Source organism: Candidatus Lernaella stagnicola (assembly GCA_030765525.1).
Classification (GTDB): domain Bacteria; phylum Lernaellota; class Lernaellaia; order Lernaellales; family Lernaellaceae; genus Lernaella; species Lernaella stagnicola.
The window spans coordinates 1-24,271 of sequence record JAVCCK010000028.1 but is presented as its reverse complement, the minus strand read 5'-3'; the positions used below and the strand labels follow the sequence as shown (position 1 = coordinate 24,271).

Below are 24,271 nucleotides of genomic sequence, written 5' to 3'. Positions count from 1 at the left end.
TGCGGAGGACGGGCCGTTCCAACCGGAGGGTCGTATGTGGTTCCTGGAAATTGAAGAGCGAGGCCGCGAACGATTGCGTGTTCGGTTGCCTGCCGAGGGCTTGTCAGTCGGCGGCGCCGACGCCGAAGTGCAACTTCCCGGTATCACAAATACGGTGAAGATAACGCCGTCGCGGCGCGTGGTGTGGGTGGAGCGAGGCGGCGAACGTGAAGAGGTGGCTCCGGAAGAGCCGGTGTATATGGGAGGATTTGCGCTTCGTCCCAGCCTCCGAAGCCATGAGGAAGGCGACATGGCTGCCGAGGCCGCTCGCACGAAAACGCTGCGTTTCGACGCCGGGCGCGACACGCTGACCACGATCGAAAGCCGCCTGCTGGTTACCGGCGGGCCCGACGCGCCGCGTAGCGTCGAGTTGGGCGAGCGGGCGCTGGTCATCGGCAGCCACGGCGGTTGCGACGTGGTGTTGACCGATGAATTCGTATCGGGCCGCCATGCGCGCTTGAGTTTGGGAACCGACGGCTGGATCGTGCACGACCTGGAAAGTCGCAACGGCGTGCTGGTTGAGGACGTGAAAGTCACCGAAGCCCCGGTCCCGCCGGGAACGTCGATTCGCCTGGGAGAAAGCACGCTGGTCATCGAGGCCGCCACCGACAGTGAGATCGTCGTGCCGGCGGCGGAGACGTTGTTCGCCGGCATGGTGGGACGCAGCGAGGCGATGCGACGCATTTTCTCGCTGGTCCGCAAGGTCGCGGCGGTGGACGTGACCGTGTTGGTGCAGGGGCCGACGGGTTGCGGCAAGGAGCTGGTGGCGCGGGCGCTGCACAACCACGGCCGGCGTCGCAACGGTCCCTTCGTGGCGGTCAATTGCGGCTCGATCGTCAAGGAACTGGTGGCCAGCGAGCTTTTCGGACACGTCAAAGGCGCGTTCACCGGCGCCAACGCCGACCGGCCGGGTATGTTCGAACTGGCCGACGGCGGCACCTTGTTCCTCGACGAAATCGCCGAACTGCCCTTGGGGCTTCAGGCCCATTTGCTGCGCGTGCTCGAGGAGCGGGAAGTGCGGCGGGTGGGCGCGAAGCGAAACATCACCATCGACGTGCGCGTTGTGGCGGCGACCCACCGCGACTTGGCCGAAGAAGTGAAAGAAGGGCGGTTTCGCGAAGACCTCTACTACCGTCTGGACATGGTGCCTATCCTCGTACCGTCGCTGCGGGTCCGGCGCGAGGATATTCCGCTGCTGGCCGGTCATTTGCTGCAGCGGGAGGCGACACGCCAAGGACTCGACAAAGCGCCCACGATCGACGACGAAGCGCACAAGACACTGGCCGCCTACGATTGGCCGGGCAACGTGCGCGAACTGGCCAACGTGATGGGCCGCGCCCTGGTTTTGGCGGGCGACAGCGACGTGATTACGGCGGGCGATCTGCTGCTGCGGCCGGCGCGCGCCGCGAGCGGCGATTTGCCGACCCTGGCCGAGGCGGAGGCCGAACTGATTCGCCGCGCTATCACCGAGTACTCGAAGCGGGAAGCGGCCGAACGCTTGGGGATTGCCGCCTCGACGCTTTATGAAAAAATAAAGAAGTACGGAATCGATTGATTCAAAGAGGAAACCGATGAGCCTACGAGTCGACTTACGGTCCGATACCGTCACCAAACCCGGCCCCGATATGTTGCAGGCGATGATCGAGGCCGAGGTTGGCGACGACGTGCTCGGCGACGATCCCACCACGAAAAAGCTGGAAGAAAAAACCGCTGCGATGCTGGGCACAGAGGCGGCGCTTTTTTTCCCCAGCGGCACGATGTCCAACCAAACGGCCATCGAGGTGCAAACCGCGCCGGGCGACGAAATCATTTGCGACGTCGGCGCGCACTTGTACGTTTACGAAAGCGGTGGCCCGGCGTTCATCGCCCACGTGTCGGTGTGCACGATCGAGGGGCATCACGGGATCATCACCGCCCCGATGATTGAGAAGCGCATTCGGCCCGACAACATCCACGCACCGCAAACCCGCTTGATTTGCCTGGAAAACACGCACAACCGCGCCGGCGGCCGGGTTTTTCCGGTCGAAACCATGGCAGAGGTGGGGCGGTTGGCGGCCGAGCACGGCCTGCGAATCCATTTGGACGGTGCGCGCATCTGGAACGCCGCAGTGGCCCGCGGCATTCCGGTCACCGAATGGACCCAATGGGCGGATACGATCAACGTCTGCTTGTCGAAAGGGTTGGGCGCGCCGATCGGCTCGCTGTTGGCCGGCGACGAGGAAACCATCGCGCGGGCCCGGTGGACGCGCAAGCGGCTGGGCGGCGGCATGCGGCAGGTCGGGCTGATGGCCGGGGCCGGTTTGTACGCGCTCGAGTACCACATTCCACGGCTCGCCGACGACCACGCCAACGCCCGCGCCCTGGCCGAAGGGCTCAACGGCCTGCCGGGCCTGAACGTGCGGCCCGGCGAGACCGACACCAATATCGTGATGATCGACCTGACCGAAGACTGCCGCTTCACCGGGCCGGAACTGCAGGCGCTGCTCACCGAATACGACGTGCACGTGATCGCTATGTCGCCCGGGCGGATACGCGCCGTTACGCATCTGGATGTCGATCGCGCCGGTATCGATCGCGCGGTGGAAGTGTTCGCCGGGCTGCTGGAGCAGTAGGGCGGGCGCGGCGGCGAATCCTTGTTTCGGGCGCTGGTGACCCAGCTTCGTTTTTTTTCCACGACGGTGTAGTATCAGGGGTCTTGATTGCCCGGAGGGAGAAAACCGTGCGACAACTACGGCTGATTATTTTGCTGCTGGTATTGTGTTTGGCGGTCGTCGCCTGCGGCGACGACGATGACGACAACGACGACGGCGCGGTCGACGACGATGACGCGGTCGATGACGACGACGACGACACGGCCGGCGACGACGACACGGTCGGCGACGACGACACGGTCGGCGATGACGACGACGATACGCCGTGGCCGGTCAACGAACTGATCGAAGAGGGCAAGCGCTGGCTGGCGCTGGGCGACGGGGACGTAGCCAACACCTACTTCCGCCTCGCGCTCGAGCAGGTGCCGCGGCACCCCGAAGCGAACTATGGCATCGTGTTGGGGCACGACGTCCACATGCTGGATATTATCAGCATCTTGTGGGACTACATCGATTCGCTGTCGTACGGCGGCCCGGTCAAGGGCAGCGCCGACCCCGACAACATTCTGGATAACTTCATCGACGAAGCGCTCGGCGGCTTGTTTTACACCGATGCGCGGGAACAGGCCGAGTACATCGAGATCTGCCTGGCCAACGGCTACCATTTTCAGCAAGACGACGCCATTCCGGTGATCATGCACTTCGTTCTTCAGGCCGAGTTGGCGGGTCAATTCGACGACGCCGAACTGTACGGCAGTTACGTCATCCCGCAGTTGCTGTGGGGCGTGTTGGGCCAGTTCGACGCCATTTCGCTGGACGTGGACATCACGATTCTCTACGCCATCACCGAGTTGGATTTTGACGACTTGTTGCCGGCGCTGCGCGAAACGGTCGACATGCTGCTGGCCGCGATGGAGGACCCCTCGCACGCCGGTTTCCTCACGTTGCCCGAGGAGAACATCCCGCAACTGCAGGAAGCGGCGCTGATGCTGGCGAGCGCAGCGAACAACTTCGGCCTCATGTTCGAGGCCATCGAAGCGGAGCGCGGCGACCAAAGCGGAGATGTCGTCGGCTACCACGACGGCAACCAGAACGAGATGTTCGATTCCTGGGAACGCTATCGCTTCCCCGGCCTGGACCTGCTGGACGAGGAAGGCATGGCGCTGTCGGCCGGTTTGCGGAACATGGCCATCGCCTTGCGCAACAGCCTGTGGGACGACACGGAGTTCGACATCGACCCCGAGACGCGGCAGCCGTTCAACTTGTCGTATTTGAACCCGCTGCTCAAACTGGCCGGCCTACCGGCGTTCATTCCGCATTGGGATATGCTGGACGTCGACCTGGGCGCCGTGTATGACGACCCGGGAACCGACGGGCTGAAACAAACCCTGATTCAGATTCTACACATCGCCGAGATCATTCTGGACTTGATCGGCGAGGAAGTCTGACAAACCAACGCCATTGTTAAAGTAGAAAGGGCATGGAAGACCATGCCCTTTTTTGTATGCGGTTTTGCCCCGAGTCGTATGGTGTGATAAATGCGGAAAGAGCCGGAAAAACGCGGAAACGCGCGTAACGACGGGCGGTTAGCTAGTTATGCGGCGCGGAGTTTGGTTTGATAAAACGAGCGCGTTAGAAGCGGTTGTGACGCGGTTTAGACGGGGTTTCAAAGGGGCTTGAACGTGGCGGCCGGGGGCGGTTATGCGCGTAAAAACGGGCGGTTCGGGCATCGTGCGGTGGGCGCGGCGGGCGATGGAAGAACGGGGTGCTTGTGACATCGTTGTGACATGGGCATAACTAGACGAAAACAAACGATAAACAGGCGCACCGAAGCGCCGCGATGTCACAACCTCCACCGGCGGCATTCCGCGAAGTGTGGAAAAATTTGAATCGCCGCGGCCGGTTTTCGGCCTGATTTTTTCCGCGGATTGCGGAAAGTGCTGCGCGCGGGGATAACTTAAAATAGTCGCGGTTAAAAGCATTCAGCCTGCTTTCTTTAGGCCAGCAGGGGCGTCGCCAAGGTGGCGATCTTCCAAGACCCGGCCGGCGCAAAGGCTTCTCCGGCCGTCGCAACTAGACCCAGGGCGAAGATCCAAGCAACGCGCCACGCTTGCAAGTCGTTCCCTTTGTAAAGCTGTATTGGCTCGTGTCGTTCGAGGCTACCGTGCAGAATTAATTCTAATAAGAAAGAGTCGACGTGTTCGGCCCAGTCATGCTCGCCGGTTTTCCACGCCGTCGCGGCGGCTTCCGCTTTAGAAGCAAAGGTCATGATATCGGGGCCGATGAGGCCGTTACGGAATCCGGTATCGTCGAGGTTTGGGCCTAAAGCAGAAATTGGGCCTAAAGCAGAAATTGGGCCACACATAACCAATCGATCAGGATCATTCGAAGTGACACCCATCTGCAACTCATCTAAAGTCGGTTTGATGTAGTATCTGACGATGCACCATTCGCCAGGTTTCCCGTTAGAGTCCGAAGGTGGCGAGAACGCAAAACGATCGGCCAGCTCAGCAAACGATACGCGTTTCATCCAAATTCTCCCTTGCGTTGCCGTCGGTGCGACAACGGTTAAGTGTAGCGCAACCACGTGTATTTGAGCAACCACTACTCATCGTAATCTCGGGCGCGGCGCGGATACGCCGGGGCGGAGTTAGCGCGGACGAATTCGAGGACGGCAGAGCGCGGGATCAGGAGGTGGCCACGCGAACGGAACGATGGTAGATAGCGGTTTTGCACCATTCGCTGGACGGTGCGGATTGACACGTCGAGACCGGCGGCCACCTCGCCGGTATCGAGGAAAGCCTTCGCGGGTAAGTCGCGCTCGACGTCGGCGACGATCTTGTCCACCTGGCGGGCGAGCAACGGGTCGATTTTACGAGGGAGACTCACGCGGCACCTCCGATTCGATAGCGGGCGAAAATTTTCAGCAAGACCGGCAACGAGCCGATCTTGACCGACGCGCCTTGCCGCCCGCGCCGCAACGCTGCCGCGACATCTTCCAGGAACAGTCGGTCGGCGGATTCGAGGCGCGCTTCGTCCAGGGCGCGGCGCACACGCCCAGGAATATCGTGTTTGCGAATAGCCATCGGCTTTAAGGCGTTGATCGTTTTGTTCGCCTGGTCGCGCGTGGCGGGTAGGCCGAACCCGAACCGCTCGCGGCAAAACGATTTTAAGGCCTCGTCGCTCATCGACAGGAGCTGCGCCAGGGTGACCAGGACGTAGCGCTGGCGACTGCTGAGCAGCGAGGCAGCGTTGCGGCCGACCGTTCGGCTGCGGCACGCTTGCGCCTTTCGGTGGGGTGCGTCGGCCACCGCGGCGGAAGGATTACGCCCCCCGCCGTAGGCGGCCAACCGTTCATTTAGCGCGAGAAACAGATCCCGCCATCCGCCATCGTCGAGGTCCTTTGACGACAACGATTTACCATCGGTTGCAACGGCGATTACTTTACGCTTTAACCACTCATCGATTTCGGCGACGGGCAAACCCGCCGCGCGCGACAGTTCGGCGACCATCGCGCGGCGGCGGCGATTATTGTGCTGCCAGGCGGCGCGGTCTATGGCGGGCGCCGCGCTCACGCGCCTCTCTGCTCCATCATGGCCATCGCGGCGATGATCCGCTTCCCGATCATTCGGGCATAATACGCGGCGTGTTGCGGTTCGGCGGCGGCCGCGCGGCCGAATGCCGCGACAGCGAGGGCGTCTTCGCCGACCAACGTGAGCGACGGCGGCGCCTGCGCTTGCGCCCGTGCGGCCGTTTCGGCGGCCGTGGTCAGCGGCGACGCCTTTTCCGCTTCACGCTTTAATTCTGGAACGGGCGCGGGCGCGGCTTTTGGCGCCGCCTTCGGTGCGGGCGCGGGCGCAGTCTCTGCCGCCGCTTTCTTCTTGTAGTAGTACTCGCGGGCTTTCGCCCGTCGGCATTCCGCGCAATAGCCGGCCGAGGTGATTTCCTTCACTTTACCGCAGATCGGGCAACGTCGTTTTTCCATCTTCTTCTTTCCCATTGGTACATCCTCCTGTTTGGTTGTTGGTTTGGCCGGCGGCGCGGGCACCGCCGATGCGGGTTCTAAATCGAGTTCGTCAAGCTCGACGAGCTCGTCGATACACCGTTGGCAGATCGGGAATCGGGGGCCGCGATTGCCGTCGAGGAGCGCAGCACGGCGCTTTTCGCAAAGCCGCGGATCGCCCGTGGTCAGGCTAAGGCGTTCGCAACGGTAGCGTTTAATCGGCATGTGCCTTCTCCGTTTTCGGCGCCGCCCACAACCCTCGGCGGTCGAGTTTCATATCACTGCGCTCCTGGGTAGAGGGTTATCGCGAAACTCCGGCTCGATGTAATCCAGGCCGAGGACCGCGAACAAGTCGCGCTCGTCGTGAAAGGCGCGCAGCGGCCGGCCGGTTTCTTCATCGCCCCCGGCGGTTTTATTGTGAGTGTCGGATGCTTCATTTACACTTCTCCGAACAGCCGCCGGCCGCCTTGTGGGCCGTGCATTGCTTCCTGGATGGTTACGTCGCGGCCGTCCGCGAACCCGGCGCTGCCCGCCTCCGAGGTCGCCGCCACCGTCGACACTTTGTGCTTCGTACAGTCCATGTTCTCGTCGATGTATTGTTGCGCAGCGGCCTGTTTGCTCAGTACCAGGCCCGCCTCTTGGTCGGTCACCGCGCCCGACTTCAACTCACCCAAGGTCGCGGCGACGCCGTAGGCGTAACCAAGGCGGTAGTCGTTTGCTTGCCAGCGTTTCAACTTGCGTCGAGACTGCTTTTTGAACTCGGCCAGGCTGGATTTAAGTTGTCGCGCCACGACCCCGAGCGCGTATTTCGCGAACTCCACATCGCCCGCCGCGCCGACGATCCAGACCGTCGTTTTCCCCGACGCTTGTTGTCGGTAGTGAATGGCGCGGCAGTCATAGTGCTGGGCGATTGCGCTGGACAGGATCATCAACCACTGTGGCAGGCGGCCGAAAGAATCGGTCATGTCCTCGCGAACCACGCCGTCGTCATTTAGGTCGCCGTCCTCGATTTCGTGACGACGCATCAACGCGCGCGCCTTCTCCATCGCCAGGGCGGCCTCGTACGGCTCACACGATTTGCCCAAGGCGAGCAGCTTCTTCACGCGATCCATGACTTGTTCACGATTCATCGATGGCGATTCCCAAACAGGCCGGTCTGGCCGAGCAGTTCGCGGGCGCGGCGACTGCCGACGAGTGCTCGCAGGCGGCGAAAAATTGCCGTGCCGTAGTGAACCAGCTTTGCCGCTTCGGCCTGTAATTCGTCCGGCGCGACAATCCAGTAGTAGCCGCCGCGCGGCGAACTGCCGATCGGACAACCGTGGATTTGAATCAAGGAGGCGATCGCGGCGCGGACAGCTCTGTCGTTTAGTCCGGTTGCGGTAACTAGGGCCGCGCGCGTGATCGCGTGATCTCTGCCCCTACGCTGGCGCACGTGTGCAAACACAGCAGATTCCTCGGCCGCGTAGGTCGTGGTCAGGGTCATTGCGATTTGACTGTTACGCTCGGGCACGATCGCCTCCTTGTTGAGCGGCCGACCAACAGTTGCGCTGTGGGTGTTGAACGCCAAATCTCGACCACGTTGTTGTTTTCCGTGGCCGACCGCTCACGGCGCGGTCCGCGTACGGGCCGCACCGTGAAGAGTCGGTCAAGCGCCGAGCGACTTCGCGCCCTCTTTGCCGGGCTCGCCCCCCAACTCGTGTTGGGCGTCGAGGTGCTCTTCAATGTCGGTGTTGACGCCGAAAAAGCAGACGTCGTCGTCCATGTACGCCAACTTGGAGGCGGCCGCGGGCGACGCGTCGATTTCGATCGTCACCTTGATCTTGTTGCCGTTCCCGTAGGTGAACGGCCCCTTTTTGCCGACCATGACGCGGGCGCGGCGCTCGAGCCGGTCGAGCTCTTGATTCAACAAATTGATTCCGAGGTCGGCGTCTTGCTCTTGGATCGCGCGCTGCAGGATGGCCTCCATCGTGGCGTTGTCGGGACGTAATAACGGCATTACTCGATCTCCTTTCTATGGTTTCCCGCCCGCCTGTTCGACGTCGAGAGTAAGTTTCGTTTTGTACTCGAATTGCTCGCGGGGCTTGGTCCACTCGAAGCCGGCGGCTTTGATTACGTCCGCCTGGCAGCGCTCGAGGACCTCGAGGTTGACGGATTTTTCCACACGCACGGCGTTTTCCACGCCCAGCTCCTCGAGGGCGAGGATCGCCTCTTCGGTCGAGCAGCCCCTGGCCAAGCGCAACTTGCGCGGTTTTAAGTGGAACCAGAGCCGCCCCCACGCAATTTGCAGGGTTTTACCGCGCCAGTTTTTGCGCAGCCGCGTCGCGGCCTTCTTCAAATCTGCGATGAGCAATTTGATCGCGGCCCGCCGGTCTTTGGCGACCAGGTCATAGTCGGCCTTCGCTTTCGCCATGCGGTCATCGTATTTTAACCTGTCCCGCGCGTTCGCGATCTCGTAATAGGTGATTCGGCGCAGGGCCTCGTCGAGGTGCGCCTCGGTCCAGTCTTTGGGGTCCGCCGGCAGGTCGACGGGTTCATTGCGGGGCATGATATTCCTCCTGTTTGATTTGGCTTACGAGCGCCGCTTGTCGTTGCGAGATCGCGTGGGCGGTTAGGTCCGGGCGAAGTTCTGATGTGATGAGCTCGCGGAGTTTGTCGGCATGCAGCAGGCACGCCATCCGCAACGGCCGGCTCGCCGCTTTTTCCGCAGACATTTTCAACAGAGCGATGGAACGGATGATGTCTTCGATCGGTACGTTCATGCGCGTTTCCCCGTCGCGCCGAACGCAATGATGGTGAAACAGAACGCGATGTGTGCGAAGCCGAGCCAGGACCACAACGGGGAGAGCGGCGCGCGGCTAAGCATAAGGCAGATGTCGGCGAAGATTCCGGCCGCCGCGGTTGCGGTCAAGAGGGTTGAAAAGCGCATGACAACTCCTCCTCGTCTTTGAGCAGCTCGGCGAGCACGCGCGGGGGCGGCGGTTCGTCGCGCAGGTAGCGGTTGCAGGTTTGGTACCAGCGCGTGACGCGGCCGGCGTGCGGCGACCGGTTCTCGACGCAAACGCCGCAGGCGCCGTCCGGGTCGTTCCAGTTAAGGCACGTCGCGCAGGCGTCCATCAGAAACCCTCCGGCCGTCGCAGGCGCAAAACCTGGGCGATAAAGGCCGCGTCGCACGACTGCCCTTTTTTGCGGGCCAACAGGCCGCGGGCATCCACGGCGGTGTTGACCACACTTCGCATCGACGGAAACACGGTGGTGTCGGCAAAGAACTTGATCGCGTCTTTCGTCGCGCGCGGCAGGATCTGCCGTACCACGCCGCGAATCTCGTCGATGTCAACCTGTTCGATCACGCGCGGGACGCCGCGGTGTGACACGCGGGTGAACGAGGCAAAGTCGGCAACCCGGTCGAAGGTTTCCGAATCAAACCGCTTCCCCGCCGTGATGTTGTCTTTCATCACCGTGTGGCCGATGACAGCGACGCCGATGTGGCATTGCTCGATCAGGGCCGTCAAAAGTTCGAAGACAGGGAACCGAAGAATCTGGCCGTCGTTCACAATCAGAAAGCGCGGTCGCCGCGTAAAGTGCGCGATGACCTGCCGCGCCATGCGCGACGGCTGCCGGTAGATTTCTTCGTCGCGGCCTTCGAGAATTCGGATGAGTTCGGCGAGAAAGCCTTTCGGTGTGCCGAGCCCATACCGGCACATGACGAGCAGGCAGCCTTTCGGATCGCGCTTCACGAACTGTTCGGCGGCGAAGGTCTTGCCGCAACCCGGCTCGCCAAAAATGACGCCGAGGCGCTTTCCATACATGGCCATTTCCAGCGCAACCGTCGTCGCCTTGAACGTCGGCGTATCGACCGGCTTCAAAACAACGCTCGCCTGTGATTCGCGCGTGTGGCGATCGATGAACTGCAGGACGTCCTGCGAGACGGCGGCATTGTCGCCGTCATATTTGGCAACGATCCACCGGCTGATGCAGGCGCGGCTGCGGCCGGTCCCCGTAGCCAGGTCGCCCTGGCTGCGCTTCGAATCGTCCTCGAGCCATTCGCGCGCCCGTTGTTGGGCGGCCTCCACAACATCGCTTTGGGTCATTGCGACGACGTTATTCGTTGTCATCGTCTTCCTCCTTTGGGTGGTAGAAGTCGTCCCACACCAGGTGCGGTTCCGGCGCGAGCGCGGGTTTGCGGACGGATTTGAACGCGTCGCCAACTAGGTTGGCAGGCGGCGGCGAGGCCGGTACATCAGGGACGGCCGCGCGTTGTTCATACGTTTCGAAAAAAGAAATTGCATCGGCGGCAGCGCCGAACAGAGGCTTGATTTGCCGCGGGCTTTCCGGTTCGTCCGGATCCTCGACCCTTGCGTCGTCGCGGTGTTCGCGCAGCGCGATCTCTTGCTCGGCCAGGCTGCGCCGCGCGCCCTCGAGTTCCCGCGCCTTCGATTTCACGAGCTTGCGCCGCCGGCGCATTTCGCGGTGCTGGCCGTCGTCGCGGAACTGCGAACTGCGCTTGTCGCGACGGGCGATGCAAAGCGGCGTTCCGTCAACGTGGCTGACGTAGAGCTTCGACAGATCCGCCGGGTCCCACGCGATGATGACCTCGCGCCGCACGTCGCCGGCGATTTCGTCGGCCCAGTAATTCGCCTCGTGAAATTCGATGCCGTCGCGGGCGACCGCGCGCTTCCGCTTCATCAGCAAGTAGTGCACCTGCGTGGCGGTTAGCTTCGTGACCGGCTTATCGTGAACCTCGTCGTTCCAAACCTGCATCGGCGTGCGGCCGTTCATGCCGTGGCCATGCTGCGGCGTTTGGTGATACGTGAAGTCGACCCAGTCGGCGAAGTCGACGACGAGCTCGTCGAGGGTCGGCACTAGGCGGGTCGTTCCCGTTTCGACCAGTTCCCGCATCGCCTGCTTGCGCGCCCGCTCCGACTTCTCCGGAACCGACGCCGCATCTTTCCCGCAATACGTCGGCCACTTTTTCGCCCAGTCGCCGACCACTTCCTTAAAGGCGCGTTCAATTCGCTTTGAAGCGCCGTGGTATTTCCGCACCGCCGTGAACTTCACGCCGAGGGTGACCATCACGCCGGGCAATTCGGAGACGTCGCCCTTTACGCCGCGGCGCTTGCGCCGGAACTTTTGGTGATCGGTGCCGCCAATAAAGTGCCGGTGCAGAAAGTCTTTGCCGTTGTCGAATTTGACCCGCCGGGGCACGCCGCATTCGGTGACCATCGTATAAAACGCCTGGTGAATCGTGAGGTGATTCGGCGCCTGGTCGGCCACGATGTGCCAGCCGATGAACCGCTTCGATTTGTCATCGAGAAACGCCGTCAACCACGGCCGCACCAGCGCCCACTTGACCGGCCGCCCGGTTTGCGGATCCCGCTTTCGAACCACGCGAACGAAGCAATCGATGCGATGGTGGTCACCCGACGACCAGTCGAGTGGTCGCAGCGATTCGTAATCGAGGCGCGAATGCGGCTCGTAATCGGCGTTGAAAGAATCGGGCCCGGCGTGATACGCCCGCGCCCGCGCCACGTCGAAATGGCCGAGCACGCGGTTGACGGTTGACGTGCTGGGAACCTCGCGCCCGTCACGCCGGCACAATTTAGCCAGGCGTTCAAATGCGTGCGCCTTGCTGCCGCCGGCCAGGACGTAAACCTCGTGCAGCACCTTGCGATCCGCCGCGGTCAGCAGGCTGTCGCCGGCGCGGTTGCCGTAGCCGTCCACGATCCCTTGGTAGCCGTGGGCCGCGTAGGCGGCGAGCCAACGATTGAGGGTTTGCCAGTGGTACGGCTGGCCGCTGCAGAATTTTTTGATTGCCACAATTTTGCCGAGCCCAGTGTGCTCGGCGCGGAATTCCCGGACGGCGGCGATCGCGGCCAGCTTCTCGTCGGCCTTTCCCCTCGCCCATTCGGGCGTAGCGGCCCGCGCTTCGATGTCGCGGACGCGGGGATCTTGCTCGACGCTGGTGAGTGGCGCGACGGTTTCGATTTGGTAGTACCGCGCCTGCGCGTCGGCCGGCAGCGATTCGAGGGCGACCTGGCAAACCGCGCTACCGTTGCCGCGGGGCATTTCGCGCGTGGTGAACTCGGCGAGTCGCCGGTAGAGGTGCCGGCGCGAGCAGCCGAGCAGCGGGGCCGCGTCGGCGATGGCGAGCCAGGTGAGATCGGATTCGCGTGCCGTGAGCAGCCCGCCCGCACGTGTTGCTGTACGAAGGCCATCACACGTTGCTTGTGACTTTTCCGTACAGGCGGGCTGCTCGCGGCGCGTGGTCATAGCATCGACCCCACGATGATGTCGCTGTGTGTGACGAGGGCCATCGTTAACCCGCCACAGCGGCAAGGCGCGCGCGCAAGATCACGAGTTCGTCGCTGAGCTTTTTGGCACGTTCAACCTGCTCAGCAGAAATTAGGATCAGCGCGTCGACGTATTCATCGGTTGCCAAAATGTGACCTAAAAGACAGGCGATTTCGGGCGGAGTAAAATCGAGACCTCTCTCGAACTGTTGAAGCAACATTTCCCGATGCTGACGGGGCAGCGTCAGCTTCCGGACTTCCCGCTTGTTCGTTCGTGTCTCACTCATCACTTACCTCCTTTTAAAAGGCGGCGCGCGGCCGCCTCGCGTTGGGCGAGCTCGCCGCGCTCGATTTGGATGCGGCCGATTTCCGCCGCGGCGCGGTCTTGCACCGTTGCGACGGAGCGGCCGGCGGGCGCCAACAGGGTGTCGAGCGGGGAAAAATTGTTATGGATCGTGCACACCGCGACCATCACGTCGGCCGGCATCCGGTTGGCGTTGGTGGCGGCGGTCCAGGCGCTCCAGGTCGTCTTTGTGATTTTGCGGCCGACCAAATACAGGAGCTGGTCGACGATCTGGTCGGGCGAAAACGGCCCGCGGCGGACCATCCGCGAAACTTCGGTCGCGGCGTCGTCGAGGGCGTCGGCCAGCGCGCCGCGTTCGGGGGCGAAGTCGAGATTGAGTTGGAAGGCGCTATCGCGGGTTGTCGGGGTTTTCCGCGATTTAGACATTGCGCCACGCCTGGGGGGGGCGGTAAAGTGTCCGTGTCGTCATCGGATTCGGCGTGGCCGAGAAAACAAAAAAATAACCGCGGCATCGAGAATGCCAGTCACGAACCGCCGAGCCTGTTTGATTGTAATGCATCGTAGAATGATTCATTATGGCCTCGTACATCGTAACGAGAACAATGATATGTAAGTGAGTTACATATGTCAAGAGAAAAAACAACTGAGTTACAAGACGGTAGCCGATTGAGGCAAGCGCGCGAATTGCTAGAACTTTCTCAATCCAAAATGGCGGAAGAGTTAGACGTCAGCCATGCACACATATCAAAGTTGGAGCGCGGTGGTGCGCGGCCGTCGTGGCATTTACTCTTGGCGTTGGAGTACTTATGGGGGATCAGCATTGAATGGCTGCAGCGCGGAATCGGCCCGATGTTCAAGCGCCAAATGATGTTACGGGCTCCGGAAGAATTAAAAACGCCTGTCGCGTTGCCCGAAATAAAGCTCGTCACCCCTACGCGTACGCGCGGCGAGCGGCTGGACCCGACCACGTTTTATCCGCTGCCGGTGATCAGCGGCGAGGCGGCAGCGGGCACGCCCGCCGAGGTGTGCGAGGCGGAAGTGGAAGACTGGGTCCCGTCGATTTACAATTCGGAATGGTGCCCGCATCCGGAGTCGACCGTGTGCGTTCGCGTGCGCGGCGACTCGATGACGCCGACGATTCAGGACGGCGGCCTCGTCGCCATCGATATGCGCCAGCGCCTGCCGCAAAAACTGCGCGACAAAATCGTAGCGCTGCGACACGACGGCGGCGTGACGATCAAACGCCTCGTGCTGACTGATCGCCGCGAATGGATCGGCCGGCCCGACAACGCCGCCTCGTCGGAACTGTTTGTTTTTAGCGACGAGGAAATAGTTGACGCAATCGTCGGAAAGGTCGTATGGTGGTGGAGCAAAGCAAACTGACGAGAGGGTGCAATGATTGGTTATTTAATTGCGGTCATCGTTTTCGGCACGACGATTTGGGTTGGATTCGACGCGAAAGCAAATAAGATTACCGTGACCGACAAGCCGTATTCCGGCAACAACGGAGCGGTGGCCTGGGTGTTGTCGTGCCTGTTTTTGTGGATCGTCTGCTTTCCACTCTACCTATCCAAACGCAGCAAGCAGTTGGCCGCGCGCACGGCGCCGGCCAAGACCCCACCAGCGGGCGTGGCCAAACAAGAGCTGGCCGACATCAAGCAACTGCTGGACGACGACCTTATTACCGTCGAGGATTACGAGGCCAAGAAACGACAGTTGCTTGGCCTATAAGAAGGGGTGAAAAAATGAAAGCGACGCTATACCTCTTCGCCCTACTGGCGATTCTCGCGATCGTGTTCGCGTGCGGCGCGGCGGGCGATGATGACGACGACGACGCGGCAAGCGGCAACGATGACGACGACGACGACAACGATGACAACGACGACGACGATACCGCCGCCGACGACGATACCGCCGGCGACGACGATACGACGCCGCCGAGTTGCGGCGCGGTGTGGATAGAATGCGAGTACGAGAACCACTGGTACCAGCATGACGCCGTTCGCGACGCGTGCGGGGAAGCGCCGGACGCTGAGGCGGAATGGTCCATCATCGCCGAATACTACGCCTGCTCGTTTGGGCAGCACGCCGCCCACCACTACGGGATCGAAAGCTGCGGCCGCGATCTGGGCTGCGACGACTGGAAGGCCGATTGGTACGAATGTTCCGGCGACCGGTATCAAGCGGCGGCCGGCTGCTACGAGGCGTCGATCACTCGCGAAGACGTGCTGGAATGCGTGCCGGACGAGGCCGACTACTGGTGCCGCACGATTGATTGAACGCGGTTCCGCGTCGCGGAAAAAGCGGGGCCGACCACAATAAAAACACGATTATTTACAATTCCCGCCCGATTTTGCGCCCCCCTTTCCCTTTAGAATCATAGGCCTGCAAAGAGAGTGACGCCAATGGCGACAATGGCGACAATGGCGACAATGGCGACACACGCCCTCCGTAAACCATGCTTCACTAAACACTCCTGACCTCCTGTTTGAGTTGTTGCGGGACGGAGGCGGGGGCGGCTCACAGGGGGCCGTCCCCGCCGTATTTTCCAGCGGAGCAAGAACCATGCTGCAAAAACTTATCGACATGATCCAGACCGCGATCAGTGTTTTCGCCGACGGCCGGTTGACGCCGGAAGAGGCGAAAGACTTGCTCGTGAAACTTGCCGGGCTGATCAAGGTGATCGGCTTCGGCCTGGACGACCCGAAGCTCAAGGCGCTCTTAGTCGGCATCGCCGACGCGCTCGCCGGCATCGGCGAAATCGTCGCCGATCCGGAGCACGGCGTCGATGACCTGCTCGAAGGCCTCGGCCAATTGCTGATCGGCTTGGCCGCGTTTCTGTCGGAGAAAAAGGCGTGAAGCCCGGCCAGGCGCACCGGCGTCCGTGGTACCGACGCAAGCGCGTGTGGTTTGCCGCCGCGCTCGTCGTGGTCATCGCAGCCAAGCTGGCCGGCGTGCCGCTGCCTTTTGAGGCAATCGTGCCGACGCTGGTCGGTCTGATCGCCGGCGACGACACGTTCGCCGATGACGACACCGTTTTTTATCCCGACGCCGAAAACGAACCCGACCGCGGCCACACGCCCGATCCCGTGTTCGATGACGGCGACCCCGGCGGAGCGGACTGATGCCGTGGGCGTGGCTCGAGCCGTTTGCCGATTTGGGCGTCACCGCCGTGCTGGGTTTGGCCGCCATGATCATCGCGTATCGCGTGGTCAAGATCGGCGAACGCATCGGGAATCGTATGGCCACGGCGCAGGAAACAACGGCCGAGGCGTTGGCGCGCCTGGTTAACGATCAGGCCGATCAACGCTACACGCTGGCGAGCGGTTTGGAAACATTGGAACTGGCGATCAGCCAGGTCGACCAACGCGCTGCGCTGCAGGCACAGCACATCGGTGCAATAGAAATCGACCTGCGCGAACTGCGCAACCACACCGATTTGATTGGCGCGGTGAGTGAAAAACTCGACCGGCTGCTCACGCAATCAACCGGAGGGCAATGATGCTCAACATGCTCACGCCAGACGATCGCCGGACCCTGCGCGGTTACATCCTGCGCGCGCTTTTCAATGTAGACCCTCGCTGGCTGCCGGAGTCATCGTTGAAGCGCTTCCTGCACACGGTGCAGTGCCTGCCGCCCGACGACGAACTCGTGCGCGAGATCAATTTCCTTCGCGAAAAAAGGTACCTCGAATCCAAACCGATCGCGGGCGCGGGCCCAGCCGGCCGTGAGGTTTTCCAGCACAACATAACAACGTGGGGATACAAGCTCGTGACCGGCGAGACGACCGATCCGGACGTGTGGGTGATGTAGTGGCTCGGAGACGGAACAGTTCGATCGACAACCTGCCTGAAAAGTTTCGCGCCAAGGTGCGCGCGATGCTGCGCAGCCCGAAGCCGCGGTACACGTACGAGCAAATAATGGATTGGCTCTACAAGGAAAGCGAGGGCCGATACCGCCTCAGCACCGGCACGCTCAGCCGGTATTACAACGCCGTCGTCAAGCGCGAATTGGAAGAGGCCGAGCGCCGCACGAACTTCTCCATGAGGCTCGCCCGACAGGTCGCCAAAGCGGCGAAGGCCAACAGCGCCGAAGCGATGGAGCAGGTGATCCTGAACGTCCTCGACGGGGCGTTTATGGCCAACGAACAGGCCGCGTCCAGCGTCGACCCGTCGCAACTATTGCACGCCAAAGCCGCGCTGATGCGCGTGCAAAACCAGCGGCATCGGCTGGCCATTCGCGAGCGGGAACTCGAAGCGCAATTGGAGAAACACCGCTTCGAACAAGAACGGCTCGAGCGCGAACTGGCGAAGCAGCGCAGCGAAGAAGAGCGGAAGCGCCTGGCCGCCGAACAAGCGCTGGCGGGCGCCCGCCCCGACGACGCCGACTCGCTGCGCCGGGCGGTTTCGAAGATCCGCCAAATCTACGGCCAAAAGACGGAGGCGGCATGATCCTCGCGCCGCGCCGAGACCCGTTTTATATTCCCGGCCCGTCGGACTGGTACCGCCCGGAGTTTGACGCGGCGAACCCGCCGATTCTGGATCCGTGGCAAGTCGACTGGGTAAGCGACAAGAGCCGTTTTAAGATGGCGCTCAAGTGCCGCCAAAGCGGCTATTCGTTTGCCGAAACCTACGACCAGGTTGCGGAGTGCGCGGAGACGCCGGGGACGGTGTGGATCGACCTGTCGCGTGGGCAGCGGCAATCGGACGAGCTGATCGAAAAATGCGCGATGCACGTGGAGGCCTTCGACGCCGCGATCGAACAGTTCGACGGGCGGCCTTTCGAAGAAGAAGAGGTTTACTGCGAGTCGATCGCCGCGAAGGTGACGATTCGCACGATCCGCTTTCGTAACGGGTCGAAAATCATCGGCCTGCCGGCGAACGCCGACACGGCCCGCGGCCTGTCGGGCAACGTGTTTCTGGACGAGTTTGCCATCCACCGCCACGCGCGGGAGATCAAAGCGGCACTCGTGCCGGTCATCACCCGCGGCTACAAAATCCGCGCCGTTTTCACGCCCTACGGCAAGGGCGGGCCGGCCTACGAAATGTGGAGCGATCGCGGCAGCGGGTATAGCAAGCACCGCGTCGACATTTACGAGGTTGCGGCGCGCGGGATCCACTTGCAGCCCGACATCGAGGCGCTGCGCGACGCGATGGCCGATGACGAGATGTTCTCGCAGGAATTCGAATGCGTGTTCCTCGACGAGGGCACGGCGTTTATCCCCCACGAACTGCTCAATCACGCCGAAAGCGACCAGGCCACGACGGACACGCCGCTGGCGGATATCTCCGCCGATTCGTTCGCCGGCGTCGACGTCGGGCGGCGCCACGACCAGACCGTGATTTGGGTTGTCGAGAAAACCGGCGACGGGCGGTTGGCCACGCGGCAAATCACGGTGCTCAAAAACACGCCCTTCGCCGAGCAGGAGATTATTTGCGGCGAGACCGCCCGCCGCGTCGGCCGCATGGCGATCGACGAGACGGGCCTGGGCATGATGCTGGCCGAGAACCTGCAGCGGAAGTTCGGCGCAAAGATCATCCCGGTTACGTTCACGGTTGCCGAGAAAGAGGACCTGGCCGTGCGCCTGAAGCGATCGCTCGAAGACCGCGCGTTCATGCTGCCGGCCGACCGCATGGTGCGCGCCTCGTTTCACTCCATCAAACGTATGCCGGGCACCGGCGGGCACTTCCGCTTTGACGCCGGGCGGACGGACGAGACGGGCCACGCCGACGCGTTCTGGGCGGCGGCCTTGGCCAGCCGCGCAGCATTGCTGCCGGCGATCAAAATTGCCTACACGACCGTCGCGACGCGGCCGCTTGGCGGGTTTTTCCGCGGCCGGACAAAAGAGACAAACGAAGTCGACGCGGCCGCGCAAACGCCCCCAGGGCCTCGTAAACGCGGCGGCGGCAGATTGGCGGGGCTATGGGCGCGGTGAAGCTATTCGACTCGCGCGGTAAGCCTCTGGAGGGGTTGACGCCGCGGCACGCCGCCCGGCGGGTCGTCACCGTGCAATCGCGCGACCGCATCAGCGACGCGTTCGACATGGAGCCGGCGGATCTCGGCGCGACGATGGCCGAGGCGCTCGGCAAAGGCGAGAGCGCGTGGGAAGCGTACGGCAAGCTGATCGCCGCCGCCGAGCATTACTGGCTCATCGACGGCCGCGTACACGCCAACTTCGACAAACTCCTTGAGCGCATCGCCGGCATGGACTGGCAAATCGTACCGAGCGAGCACGATCCGAATGGCGAGGCCGACGCCGAAGAGATTGAGAAACTTTTTGACAACATCCCGAACCTCGAGGATGACCTGCTGAGCGAACTGGCCGACGCGATTCTCAGCGGATTCGCGGCCGTCGAGCCGACGGCGGAGATGGTCGGCAACGAACTCGTGGTGACGGGTTGCCGCGGCATCGAGCAGTGGGCGTTGCGGCCCGACGCATCGCGCACGGGCGAGTGGGAATATCGCGACGAAAACAGCAACTGGCTATCGGTACCGGCGGGCAAGCTGATCACGTGGGAGCGGCGGCATAAGGGCTCCGTGATCACGGGCGGCCTGCTGTGGACCGTGCTGTGGCTGGCGCTGATCAAATCCTATTCGCTGAAAGACTGGGTCGGGTTTCTCGAGACCTACGGGCAACCGTTCCGGCTCGGCTCATACCCGCCCGAGGTCGACGAGAACAGCGAAGAGTTTGCCACTTTGGTGCGCGCGGTGATCGACATCGCGACGGATGCCGGCGCCGTCATTCCGCAAGGCATGGCGATCGACTTCAAGGAAGTCGCCAAGGGCAGCACCGACGCCTACGAGCGGATGATCAAACGGATCGACACCTACCTCGACCAGTTATTCCTCGGCGGCACACTGACGCAGGAGGCGGGGGACAGGGGCGCCCGCAGCCTCGGCGACGTACACGACGACCAGCTTAACGAGAAGGCGCGCAGCCACGCGCGGGGCCTGGCCGGCGCGCTCTCGGCGTGGATCCAGCGTCTCGTCGGGTTTCTGCACGGCCCGCGGCAGGGTTATCCGAAGTTCGCGTTTGTCAACCGCAACGTGCGCGAGATGGCGGCACGGCTGGCGGTCGACGAGAAGCTCGTCGGCCTCGGCATGACCCTGCGGACCGAAGAGCTTTACGAAGAATATGGGCGGGGCAAACCGGAAGACGGCGACGATGTTGTCGGCCCCGCGACCGCCGCGCCGAAGGCCGCGCCGCCGCCGCCGCCGAAAGGCCAAGCGCCGGATGACGACGATGATGACGACGGCTTCGATGCCGAAGCGGCCGACCGCCGGCAGTTTGCCGACACGTTTGTCGAGGGCCTGCGGGCCGAAGAAGACGCGCAGCGCAAGGCCTTTGAAACGCCGTTTATTGGCGAGTTAGCGGCCGTTTACGACCGCCGCGCCGCCGCAATCGGCGCCCTCGTCGCGAAGCACGGGGCGACCGGCGCAATCGAATTACTCGGCGACCTCGCCGACGACTTCGAAGACGATTTCGCCGACGCGCTGGCGCGGCCGATTATTGCCTTCAGCCTGCAAGCGGCGCAGCACGTGTGGCTGGAGGGCCTCGAAGATTCCGACGCCGGCGACGAGTTCCCGGCCGCCTCGTTCCTCGCCGGGCAGATGATCGACTCGCTATGCGGTGGCGGCGCCCGCAGCCACTTCGCGGAGCCGCGAAAGTTCCACTATGTCTCGCTCGAATTGCCGGACGGAGCGATCAAGTCAGACTGGAAAAAAGTCACGCCGAAAGCGGCGGTCGCGTACTGGCAGAAAACGACGGCGGTCTCCGCCTCGAAGTTTGCAGAGCTTTCCGCCACGGCGCGGCGCAGCGCGTTCTCGATTGCGCGCCTGGAAAACGAGCGGGTGCTGGCCGCGTCGCGCGACGCGATCGGCGAGGCGTTGCAGGACGGCTTAAGCGAAGCGGAAACGAAAAAGCGGATCCGCCAGGCGTTCACCGACGCGGGGTTGACCGCGCCGAACCCGCACCACCTGCGCACGATCTTCCGGCAGAACGCCTCGACGGCGTATGGCGCCGGGCGCTTCGCGACGCAAACCTCGCCGGGCGTGATGCGCTTTCTGCCGTGGCTGCAGCTCGTGCCGCGGCGCGACGCGCGACCGAGTCACGCGGCGTTGAAGAACGTATGCCTGCCCGCCGACTCGCCGGCGTGGAAGGTGTTGGCGCCTCCCCTCGACTGGGGCTGCCGCTGCGTCGCGCGCAGCCGCCGCCGTCCTCCGGCCGGCTCGATCACCGACGCCGCGTTGGTGCCGATGCCGTCGATCTCAGCCACTTTTGAAAACCGCGCCTGGCAAGGGTTGCCCGGAGGTGACGCATGACCGCGACATTCGAATTCGTCTCGCGCGTAATTGAGCTGCCGAAAATCCACGACGGCGCGCTGCCTACCTGGCTGCATTTGGTGCCCTACGGCGAGTGGCATTACGCGCCGACGCGTGAAAAAATAAACTTTACGCCGGAGATCGTCGGCCAAATCCTCGCTCGATTAAGCGAGTACGAAACCCGCCTCGCCGTCGATCGCGAACACTGTTCGCACCTGGCGCGCAACAACCCGGATTACGACGACACGATCGAGTGCTACCTGGACCGCTTCGAACTGCGCGACGACGGCATCTGGGGCCACGTCGAGCTATGGACGGCGGCGGGCGCGGCGGACTTGGCCGCCGGCAAATACCGCTACCTCTCGCCCACGGTCGCGTTCAAAAAACCACACAAAAAAACGGGGGAAGCCGGGCCGGAGGTATTCGATGCCGCGGTGACGAACCATCCCCGTCTCGATGGAATCAAGGCGTTTTTCTCCGACACGCAAGCCGGCGACGTCGGAGCAGGCAACACCAGCAGCGAAAGGAGCAATGCGATGCTGGACAAAATGAAAAAGTGGCTGAAGGCGCGTGGCGTCACGCTGGCCGACAACGCCGGCGACGACGTGATCGCTGCGGCCTTCGAAGCCGAATCGAAAAAGATCGAGGCCGCCGATAAAAAGGCAGCCCTCGCGCCGCCCGAACTCGCCAAAGCGGCGGGCCTCGAGGGCGACGAGGTGAAAATGGCCGACGCCATCCAGGCGTTGACGGCCAAGCTTGCGCCGCAGGTCCCCGAAGAGGTCGCCAAAGCGCTGGGCGAATCCGCCCTGAGCGTGGAAGACGCGAGCGGCAAAATCATGCAGATGCGCGCGGCGTCCGAATCCGCCGCAAGCGTCGACACCTCGGCGATTGCCAAACAGGTGCGGCAGCAGATCGACGACGAGAAACTACTCGCCGCCGCCTGCGCCGACGGGCGCATCTCACCGAAAGCGAAAGACGATTTCGGCGCGCTGCTTTTTAGCGACAACGAAACCATGCGCGACAAAGCCCGCGCGGTAATCGGCGGCCTCGTGCCGACCGGTCCGCTCGCGGCGGGCATTGCCGAAAACGGTGAACGCCCGGATGGCGCCGGCGGCTTCGCCGACGACGCGGCGTTCACCCAGTGCTGCGAGCAGATGGGGCTCGATCCGGACGACGTTCGGAAACAAGAGAAGGAGTACGAAAATGGCTGATCTCAGCGCGGAACGTAACACGAAGCGCCGCGAGGCGAACGTGTCAGCGGTAGGAATCGCTGCCGCCACCACGGCGTACATGGGCCTGCTGTGTTTGATCGATTCCAACGGCTACCACGACCCGGCCTCGGCCAACGCCGCCGCCTGCGTCGGCGTAGTCGTTGCGCCGCCCGCGGGCAGCGATTACGACAACAGCGCGGGCGACGCGGCCGCTAAATCCGCACGGTACGAATTCGACAAACAAGTCTATCTCGACCTGGATGCGGGCACGCCGCCGACGGCCGCCTACATCGGACAAAAGGTCTTTGCCAGCGACAACCACACCGCATCGATCAACCCGGAAGACGGGCCGGAGATCGGCGAGCTGATGAGCGTCGACGCCGGGGGCTGCTGGGTTCTCGCCGGGCGCTCACTCGGGTTGCAAAACCTGCGCGACAAAAACCTCGGCGCGGCGGTGCAGACACTCGCAGCGGCGACGGCCTTGGTTTTCAAACCGGGCTTGGCCCATTTCCCGGTGATCGGCGACGGCGACGTAACGCTCACGGCCGATTTTCCCGCCCCGGATTTGGGGCGAATCATCTTCGTCATCGGCACGAGTGACGCAAACAAGGTCACCGTTGCGCATGACATCAACACGAATCATCAAGGCGGGATCTCGGCCGAACTCGGTAGCGCCGACATGATCGCATACATCGGCGGGACGAGCAATTGGCGCGAGCTCTTCCGGGCGATCGGCTAAGGGAGGGGAAACGATGACACGCAAAATTCTGATCGTTTTGGCCGTTCTGCTCGTCGCGGCGGCGTCATACGCCGGCGTGCAGCAGACGGATACGCTCGAGATCATTCTCGGCAATCTGCAATTAACGGACGACTACAAACTGTATTTCGGCACCGGCAGCGATGCCAGCCTGGAGTTTGATGAGGATGGGACCGACCAGTTGCGAATTACTGGCTCGACCATCTTTGAGGACGTCGTCGAATTCGACGGCGCGCTTGCTTTCGATGGCGGGTTTACGCTCGCCGACGACACGGCCCTGGTCTGGGGCGCGGGCCCCGATTGGAGCTGCCTCTACGATGAGGCGGGCGACGACAACTTGGAATGCACGGCCGCAGCCGCGACCGGCGAGTTCAACATTCTCGTCGGCAACCTGACCGTTGGTAATGGGACCGCCGATCAAACGATCGACGGCGAGGACGCCTACATCGAGGGCCTCGTCGAGATCGACGGCGTGATCTATTCCGACGGCGGCGCAATCGTCGGCGACGACGTGGCGTTGGCGCTTGGCGCGGGGTCGGACTGGTCTTGTGTCTATGACGAAGTTACCGACGACAACTTGGAATGCACGGCGGCCAGCGCAACCAGCGAATTCAATGTCCTGGTCGGCAACTTGACCGTCGGCAACGGCACGCCGGGCCAGACCATTGACGGCGAGGACGCCTACATCGAAGGGCTCGTTGAGATCGACGGCGTGATCTATTCCGACGGCGGCGCGATCGTCGCCGATGACACGCTG

Annotated in this window: 30 protein-coding genes; 16 read left to right on the top strand and 14 right to left on the bottom strand. The window is 62.7% G+C overall.

The annotated features are described in order from the left end of the window. The first annotated feature begins 34 nt into the window (after positions 1–34). The 3 genes from P9L99_13450 (at position 35) to P9L99_13440 (ending at position 4,078) form a co-directional block, all read left to right on the top strand. The gene (locus P9L99_13450) at positions 35–1,594 is read left to right on the top strand and encodes a sigma 54-interacting transcriptional regulator (protein MDP8224364.1); all 1,560 of its coding nucleotides are present in this window, start codon (positions 35–37) and stop codon (positions 1,592–1,594) included. 16 nt (positions 1,595–1,610) lie between these two features. Next, the gene (locus tag P9L99_13445) at positions 1,611–2,651 is read left to right on the top strand and encodes a GntG family PLP-dependent aldolase (protein MDP8224363.1); all 1,041 of its coding nucleotides are present in this window, start codon (positions 1,611–1,613) and stop codon (positions 2,649–2,651) included. 107 nt (positions 2,652–2,758) lie between these two features. Further along, complete coding sequence (locus tag P9L99_13440) at positions 2,759–4,078, top strand: hypothetical protein (protein ID MDP8224362.1); 1,320 nt, start codon at positions 2,759–2,761, stop codon at positions 4,076–4,078. 548 nt (positions 4,079–4,626) lie between these two features. Here P9L99_13440 and P9L99_13435 read toward each other — a convergent pair. From P9L99_13435 to P9L99_13370, 14 genes are all read right to left on the bottom strand, one after another. Beyond that, entirely contained in the window at positions 4,627–5,160 is a 534-nt protein-coding gene (locus tag P9L99_13435) for a hypothetical protein (GenBank protein MDP8224361.1), read from the bottom strand. Between the two features lie 74 nt (positions 5,161–5,234). Next, the gene (locus tag P9L99_13430; GenBank protein MDP8224360.1) at positions 5,235–5,519 is read right to left on the bottom strand and encodes a helix-turn-helix domain-containing protein; all 285 of its coding nucleotides are present in this window, start codon (positions 5,517–5,519) and stop codon (positions 5,235–5,237) included. Then, a complete protein-coding gene (locus tag P9L99_13425; protein MDP8224359.1) occupies positions 5,516–6,205 on the bottom strand; it encodes a hypothetical protein in 690 nt (229 codons plus the stop codon). The genes P9L99_13430 and P9L99_13425 overlap by 4 nt, the downstream gene beginning before the upstream one ends. Continuing rightward, on the bottom strand, positions 6,202–6,858 hold the full coding sequence (locus P9L99_13420; protein MDP8224358.1) for a hypothetical protein: 657 nt from the start codon (positions 6,856–6,858) through the stop codon (positions 6,202–6,204). The genes P9L99_13425 and P9L99_13420 overlap by 4 nt, the downstream gene beginning before the upstream one ends. Before the next feature lie 212 nt (positions 6,859–7,070). Further along, the gene (locus tag P9L99_13415; protein MDP8224357.1) at positions 7,071–7,763 is read right to left on the bottom strand and encodes a DUF2786 domain-containing protein; all 693 of its coding nucleotides are present in this window, start codon (positions 7,761–7,763) and stop codon (positions 7,071–7,073) included. Then, positions 7,760–8,143: a hypothetical protein gene (locus P9L99_13410; GenBank protein ID MDP8224356.1), complete on the bottom strand. Its 384-nt coding sequence runs from the start codon at positions 8,141–8,143 to the stop codon at positions 7,760–7,762. Before P9L99_13410 ends, P9L99_13415 begins: the two co-directional genes overlap by 4 nt. 135 nt (positions 8,144–8,278) lie before the next feature. Beyond that, entirely contained in the window at positions 8,279–8,629 is a 351-nt protein-coding gene (locus P9L99_13405) for a hypothetical protein (protein ID MDP8224355.1), read from the bottom strand. 15 nt (positions 8,630–8,644) lie between these two features. After that, complete coding sequence (locus P9L99_13400) at positions 8,645–9,178, bottom strand: host-nuclease inhibitor Gam family protein (protein ID MDP8224354.1); 534 nt, start codon at positions 9,176–9,178, stop codon at positions 8,645–8,647. Next, complete coding sequence (locus P9L99_13395; protein ID MDP8224353.1) at positions 9,165–9,392, bottom strand: hypothetical protein; 228 nt, start codon at positions 9,390–9,392, stop codon at positions 9,165–9,167. Before P9L99_13395 ends, P9L99_13400 begins: the two co-directional genes overlap by 14 nt. A 145-nt stretch (positions 9,393–9,537) precedes the next feature. After that, positions 9,538–9,747: a hypothetical protein gene (locus P9L99_13390; GenBank protein ID MDP8224352.1), complete on the bottom strand. Its 210-nt coding sequence runs from the start codon at positions 9,745–9,747 to the stop codon at positions 9,538–9,540. Further along, the gene (locus P9L99_13385; protein MDP8224351.1) at positions 9,747–10,745 is read right to left on the bottom strand and encodes an ATP-binding protein; all 999 of its coding nucleotides are present in this window, start codon (positions 10,743–10,745) and stop codon (positions 9,747–9,749) included. Before P9L99_13385 ends, P9L99_13390 begins: the two co-directional genes overlap by 1 nt. Further along, positions 10,732–12,900 carry a transposase gene (locus P9L99_13380; protein ID MDP8224350.1) on the bottom strand — a complete coding sequence of 723 codons (2,169 nt, stop codon included), beginning with the start codon at positions 12,898–12,900 and terminating at the stop codon, positions 10,732–10,734. The genes P9L99_13385 and P9L99_13380 overlap by 14 nt, the downstream gene beginning before the upstream one ends. 46 nt (positions 12,901–12,946) lie before the next feature. Beyond that, a complete protein-coding gene (locus P9L99_13375) occupies positions 12,947–13,207 on the bottom strand; it encodes a hypothetical protein (GenBank protein MDP8224349.1) in 261 nt (86 codons plus the stop codon). Next, on the bottom strand, positions 13,207–13,650 hold the full coding sequence (locus tag P9L99_13370) for a hypothetical protein (GenBank protein MDP8224348.1): 444 nt from the start codon (positions 13,648–13,650) through the stop codon (positions 13,207–13,209). Before P9L99_13370 ends, P9L99_13375 begins: the two co-directional genes overlap by 1 nt. Before the next feature lie 423 nt (positions 13,651–14,073). Here P9L99_13370 and P9L99_13365 point away from each other — a divergent pair, with 423 nt between their 5' ends. From P9L99_13365 to P9L99_13305, 13 genes are all read left to right on the top strand, one after another. Continuing rightward, complete coding sequence (locus P9L99_13365) at positions 14,074–14,607, top strand: S24 family peptidase (protein ID MDP8224347.1); 534 nt, start codon at positions 14,074–14,076, stop codon at positions 14,605–14,607. Between the two features lie 12 nt (positions 14,608–14,619). Further along, positions 14,620–14,955 (top strand): SHOCT domain-containing protein, encoded by a 336-nt coding sequence (locus P9L99_13360; GenBank protein ID MDP8224346.1) that lies wholly within the window; start codon positions 14,620–14,622, stop codon positions 14,953–14,955. A gap of 14 nt (positions 14,956–14,969) precedes the next feature. Beyond that, complete coding sequence (locus P9L99_13355) at positions 14,970–15,503, top strand: hypothetical protein (protein MDP8224345.1); 534 nt, start codon at positions 14,970–14,972, stop codon at positions 15,501–15,503. 286 nt (positions 15,504–15,789) lie between these two features. Then, on the top strand, positions 15,790–16,083 hold the full coding sequence (locus P9L99_13350) for a hypothetical protein (GenBank protein ID MDP8224344.1): 294 nt from the start codon (positions 15,790–15,792) through the stop codon (positions 16,081–16,083). Next, on the top strand, positions 16,080–16,349 hold the full coding sequence (locus P9L99_13345; GenBank protein ID MDP8224343.1) for a hypothetical protein: 270 nt from the start codon (positions 16,080–16,082) through the stop codon (positions 16,347–16,349). Before P9L99_13350 ends, P9L99_13345 begins: the two co-directional genes overlap by 4 nt. Next, positions 16,349–16,726 (top strand): hypothetical protein, encoded by a 378-nt coding sequence (locus tag P9L99_13340; GenBank protein MDP8224342.1) that lies wholly within the window; start codon positions 16,349–16,351, stop codon positions 16,724–16,726. Before P9L99_13345 ends, P9L99_13340 begins: the two co-directional genes overlap by 1 nt. Beyond that, entirely contained in the window at positions 16,726–17,037 is a 312-nt protein-coding gene (locus tag P9L99_13335) for a hypothetical protein (protein MDP8224341.1), read from the top strand. The genes P9L99_13340 and P9L99_13335 overlap by 1 nt, the downstream gene beginning before the upstream one ends. Further along, positions 17,037–17,675, top strand: a complete 639-nt coding sequence (locus tag P9L99_13330; GenBank protein ID MDP8224340.1) for a DUF3486 family protein — start codon at positions 17,037–17,039, stop codon at positions 17,673–17,675. Before P9L99_13335 ends, P9L99_13330 begins: the two co-directional genes overlap by 1 nt. Continuing rightward, positions 17,672–19,159, top strand: coding sequence for a terminase family protein (locus P9L99_13325; GenBank protein ID MDP8224339.1), 1,488 nt, complete (start codon positions 17,672–17,674; stop codon positions 19,157–19,159). The genes P9L99_13330 and P9L99_13325 overlap by 4 nt, the downstream gene beginning before the upstream one ends. Beyond that, entirely contained in the window at positions 19,147–21,546 is a 2,400-nt protein-coding gene (locus P9L99_13320; GenBank protein ID MDP8224338.1) for a DUF935 family protein, read from the top strand. Before P9L99_13325 ends, P9L99_13320 begins: the two co-directional genes overlap by 13 nt. Next, complete coding sequence (locus tag P9L99_13315; GenBank protein ID MDP8224337.1) at positions 21,543–22,757, top strand: phage protease; 1,215 nt, start codon at positions 21,543–21,545, stop codon at positions 22,755–22,757. Before P9L99_13320 ends, P9L99_13315 begins: the two co-directional genes overlap by 4 nt. Continuing rightward, positions 22,750–23,496, top strand: coding sequence for a hypothetical protein (locus tag P9L99_13310; GenBank protein MDP8224336.1), 747 nt, complete (start codon positions 22,750–22,752; stop codon positions 23,494–23,496). The genes P9L99_13315 and P9L99_13310 overlap by 8 nt, the downstream gene beginning before the upstream one ends. 13 nt (positions 23,497–23,509) lie before the next feature. Then, positions 23,510–24,271: hypothetical protein (locus P9L99_13305; GenBank protein ID MDP8224335.1), on the top strand; the 762-nt coding region annotated here is incomplete at its 3' end.

Excerpts from the sequence above, each read along its gene's own strand:
- P9L99_13450 (MDP8224364.1), top strand. The coding sequence starts at position 35 with ATGTGGTTCCTGGAAATTGAAGAGCGAGGCCGCGAACGATTGCGTGTT.
- P9L99_13445 (MDP8224363.1), top strand. The coding sequence starts at position 1,611 with ATGAGCCTACGAGTCGACTTACGGTCCGATACCGTCACCAAACCCGGC.
- P9L99_13435 (MDP8224361.1), bottom strand. The coding sequence starts at position 5,160 with ATGAAACGCGTATCGTTTGCTGAGCTGGCCGATCGTTTTGCGTTCTCG.
- P9L99_13420 (MDP8224358.1), bottom strand. The coding sequence starts at position 6,858 with ATGCCGATTAAACGCTACCGTTGCGAACGCCTTAGCCTGACCACGGGC.
- P9L99_13415 (MDP8224357.1), bottom strand. The coding sequence starts at position 7,763 with ATGAATCGTGAACAAGTCATGGATCGCGTGAAGAAGCTGCTCGCCTTG.
- P9L99_13405 (MDP8224355.1), bottom strand. The coding sequence starts at position 8,629 with ATGCCGTTATTACGTCCCGACAACGCCACGATGGAGGCCATCCTGCAG.
- P9L99_13400 (MDP8224354.1), bottom strand. The coding sequence starts at position 9,178 with ATGCCCCGCAATGAACCCGTCGACCTGCCGGCGGACCCCAAAGACTGG.
- P9L99_13395 (MDP8224353.1), bottom strand. The coding sequence starts at position 9,392 with ATGAACGTACCGATCGAAGACATCATCCGTTCCATCGCTCTGTTGAAA.
- P9L99_13390 (MDP8224352.1), bottom strand. The coding sequence starts at position 9,747 with ATGGACGCCTGCGCGACGTGCCTTAACTGGAACGACCCGGACGGCGCC.
- P9L99_13385 (MDP8224351.1), bottom strand. The coding sequence starts at position 10,745 with ATGACAACGAATAACGTCGTCGCAATGACCCAAAGCGATGTTGTGGAG.
- P9L99_13380 (MDP8224350.1), bottom strand. The coding sequence starts at position 12,900 with ATGACCACGCGCCGCGAGCAGCCCGCCTGTACGGAAAAGTCACAAGCA.
- P9L99_13375 (MDP8224349.1), bottom strand. The coding sequence starts at position 13,207 with ATGAGTGAGACACGAACGAACAAGCGGGAAGTCCGGAAGCTGACGCTG.
- P9L99_13370 (MDP8224348.1), bottom strand. The coding sequence starts at position 13,650 with ATGTCTAAATCGCGGAAAACCCCGACAACCCGCGATAGCGCCTTCCAA.
- P9L99_13365 (MDP8224347.1), top strand. The coding sequence starts at position 14,074 with ATGTTCAAGCGCCAAATGATGTTACGGGCTCCGGAAGAATTAAAAACG.
- P9L99_13360 (MDP8224346.1), top strand. The coding sequence starts at position 14,620 with ATGATTGGTTATTTAATTGCGGTCATCGTTTTCGGCACGACGATTTGG.
- P9L99_13355 (MDP8224345.1), top strand. The coding sequence starts at position 14,970 with ATGAAAGCGACGCTATACCTCTTCGCCCTACTGGCGATTCTCGCGATC.
- P9L99_13350 (MDP8224344.1), top strand. The coding sequence starts at position 15,790 with ATGCTGCAAAAACTTATCGACATGATCCAGACCGCGATCAGTGTTTTC.
- P9L99_13340 (MDP8224342.1), top strand. The coding sequence starts at position 16,349 with ATGCCGTGGGCGTGGCTCGAGCCGTTTGCCGATTTGGGCGTCACCGCC.
- P9L99_13335 (MDP8224341.1), top strand. The coding sequence starts at position 16,726 with ATGCTCAACATGCTCACGCCAGACGATCGCCGGACCCTGCGCGGTTAC.
- P9L99_13325 (MDP8224339.1), top strand. The coding sequence starts at position 17,672 with ATGATCCTCGCGCCGCGCCGAGACCCGTTTTATATTCCCGGCCCGTCG.
- P9L99_13320 (MDP8224338.1), top strand. The coding sequence starts at position 19,147 with ATGGGCGCGGTGAAGCTATTCGACTCGCGCGGTAAGCCTCTGGAGGGG.
- P9L99_13315 (MDP8224337.1), top strand. The coding sequence starts at position 21,543 with ATGACCGCGACATTCGAATTCGTCTCGCGCGTAATTGAGCTGCCGAAA.
- P9L99_13310 (MDP8224336.1), top strand. The coding sequence starts at position 22,750 with ATGGCTGATCTCAGCGCGGAACGTAACACGAAGCGCCGCGAGGCGAAC.